The sequence below is a fragment of the Streptomyces mexicanus genome, assembly GCF_902506575.1.
GTDB classification, from domain to species: domain Bacteria; phylum Actinomycetota; class Actinomycetes; order Streptomycetales; family Streptomycetaceae; genus Streptomyces; species Streptomyces mexicanus.
This window is the reverse complement of record NZ_LR732675.1, coordinates 1-995: the sequence shown is the minus strand read 5'-3', so window position 1 is coordinate 995 and position 995 is coordinate 1. Positions and strand designations below refer to the sequence as shown.

Below are 995 nucleotides of genomic sequence, written 5' to 3'. Positions count from 1 at the left end.
GGACGGGGGCGGGTTGAGGAGGGTGACGGGGTGGACGTACGCCGAGGTGTCCTGGCCGGGCAGGAAGCGGGCCTGGGTGTCCGTGCCGCGGTGCAGGGGGATCGCGCCTCGGTCGATCGCCTCCGTGACCTGGTCCCGCAGCTCCTTCGCCTTGGCCGCGCTGATCAGCGGGCCGTAGTCCAGCTCGGGGAACGCGTCCTCGGGGTGCTCCACCGCCAGGGGGTGGCCCAGGCGCACCGACCGTACCGCCGGGAGGTACGCCGCCAGGAACGCGTCGAACAGGGACCGCTGGACGACGAAGCGCGGGTAGGCCGTGCAGCGCTGCTTGCCGTAGTCGAAGAGTGCGGGGACGAGCGCGGCGAGCGTCTCCCAGTCGCTGTAGGCCCAGATGCCCCAGGTGTTCAGGCCCTCCTGTTCCAGGATGTGCCGTTTGCCCAGGTCGGCCACCGCCGTGGCCACCGCGGCGCCGGTGTCCCGGCCGCCGACGAAGGACACGCAGCCGATCTCCGGCGCCCGTACCAGCGCCTCGGACAGCTCGCCTCCGCTGCCGCTGACCAGGGTGAGGGGTACTCCCTCGCGGGCGGCGAGGGCGCAGGCCAGGGTGAGGCAGGCGACGCCGCCGTCGGTCGGGGTCTTGGCGATCACCGCGTTGCCCGCCAGGGCCTGCACCAGCATCGCGTGGACCAGCACGCTCATCGGGTAGTTCCAGCTGGCGATGTTGGAGACCGGGCCGTCCAGGGGCGCCCGGTCCGCGAGCATCGGCTCGATGCCGTCGAGGTACCAGCGCACTCCGTCGACGGCCCGGTCGACGTCGGCCTGGGCCAGTCGCCACGGCTTGCCGATCTCCCACACCAGCAGCAGTGCCAGGAGCCGGCGGTGCGCGGCGAGGGCGTCCAGGGCCGCGGCGATCCGGGCGCGGCGTTCGGGCAGGGGTACGTGCCGCCAGGCCCGGTGCTGGTCGAGTGCCGCGCGGACGGCCTGACGGGCGGTGGCAG

Annotated in this window: 1 protein-coding gene; it reads right to left on the bottom strand. The window is 73.9% G+C overall.

The features are described 5' to 3' along the window. Window positions 1-995, bottom strand: a 995-nt coding sequence (locus tag GV126_RS34900) for an aldehyde dehydrogenase family protein (RefSeq protein WP_159675369.1), incomplete at both ends; no start/stop codon positions are given.